The organism is Nostocoides sp. (assembly GCF_035343835.1).
GTDB lineage: Bacteria > Actinomycetota > Actinomycetes > Actinomycetales > Dermatophilaceae > Nostocoides_A > Nostocoides_A vanveenii.
The window spans coordinates 1,351-2,869 of record NZ_DAOQZV010000326.1; the positions used below are offsets into that span (position 1 = coordinate 1,351).

1 protein-coding gene is annotated in these 1,519 nt (G+C 71.2%); it reads left to right on the forward strand.

Features of this window, described 5'->3' with window-relative positions:
• The first annotated feature begins 281 nt into the window (after window positions 1-281).
• Window positions 282-1,457 carry a 1-deoxy-D-xylulose-5-phosphate reductoisomerase gene (dxr, locus tag PKH97_RS15625; protein WP_324388530.1) on the forward strand — a complete coding sequence of 392 codons (1,176 nt, stop codon included), beginning with the start codon at window positions 282-284 and terminating at the stop codon, window positions 1,455-1,457.
• The last annotated feature ends 62 nt before the right edge of the window (window positions 1,458-1,519 follow it).

The following is a 1,519-nucleotide window of genomic DNA, read 5'->3' on the forward strand; positions in this document are numbered from 1 at the left end:
CGCTGACCGCGCTGACCGCGCTGACCGCGCTGACCGCGCTGACCGCGCGATCCGGCTCGATCGCTGACCACCCGGCGACCCCAGGGCGCTGTCACAAGCCAATCGGTGCCCGCGAGTCCGGACGGGATGTGTGCGTGCTCGGCGGCCCGAGTCGATCAGGCGCCCAGGGGGATACGGACCCGCGTCGGTGGATCAGGCCCGGCGCCGGTGGATCAGGCCCGGCGCCGGGCTCGCGCCGGTGGGGCGCCCAGAGGGACGGGGACGTGGGCGAGAATGACCGGGTGACCCACCGCAGCGTTGCCTTGCTCGGCTCGACCGGCTCGATCGGCACCCAGGCCCTGGACGTCATCGCGCGTAACCCCGACCGGTTCACGGTCGTCGCCATCAGCGCCGGCGGCAATATCGATCTCCTTGCGCAGCAAGCGGTTTCGTTCCAGGTGCCGCTCGTCGCCGTAGCTGCGGGGACGGTCGAGGAGGTGCGCTCCGCGCTCCGGACGTATGCCGTTCGGGCCGGCCACCCGGCATACGTCCCGGAGGTCGTGGTCGGGCCGGACGCGAGCACCCGGGCGGCCGAGGTGGGCGCCGATGTCGTGCTCAACGGCATCACCGGGTCGATCGGGTTGCGCCCCACGCTCGCTGCGCTGGCGGTCGGTTCGACGCTCGCGCTGGCCAACAAGGAGTCGCTGATCGTCGGCGGCGCACTCGTGCGGGCGGCCGCGGCGCCCGGCCAGATCGTCCCGGTCGACTCCGAGCACTCGGCGATCGCGCAATCCCTGCGCGGGGGCCGGGTGAGCGAGGTCAGGCGCTTGGTCGTCACGGCCAGCGGCGGGCCGTTCCGCGGCCTCACGCGCGACGAACTGCGCGATGTCACACCGGCACAGGCGCTCGCGCACCCGAACTATGCGATGGGCCGGGTCATCACGACCAACTCCGCGACGTTGGTCAACAAGGGACTGGAGGTCATCGAGGCGCACCTGCTCTTCGACCTCCCCTTCGAGCGGATCGATGTCGTCGTTCATCCGCAGCAGTGGATACATTCGATGGTGGAGTTCCGCGACGGGTCGACGATCGCGCAGATGGGTCCGCCGCGGATGCTCGTCCCGATCGCACTCGGCCTGTCCTGGCCCGACCGCCTCGACGACATCGACGTGCCCTGCGACTGGTCGTTGACCCAGTCGTGGGACTTCGCGCCGCTGGACGACGACGCCTTCCCGGCGGTGCGACTGGCGCGCCAGGTCGGGGCCGCCGGCGGGACTTTCCCCGCGGTCTACAACGCGGCCAATGAGGTGGCGGTGGACGCCTTCCACGCCGGCGCGATCGGCTTCCTCGACGTTGTCGACACGGTGGCCCGCGTGGTCGAGCGCCATCAGGGCGGCGACTCGAGCAGCGTCGACGGGGTCCTTGCTGCCGACGCATGGGCACGCGCCGCGGCCACCCGGTTGGTTACTGACCGGTAGGGGAGTAAAAGCGGGCGGTATAGCGCGCGCTTTGACTCCCCTACCGACCGGTAACCCCTGAG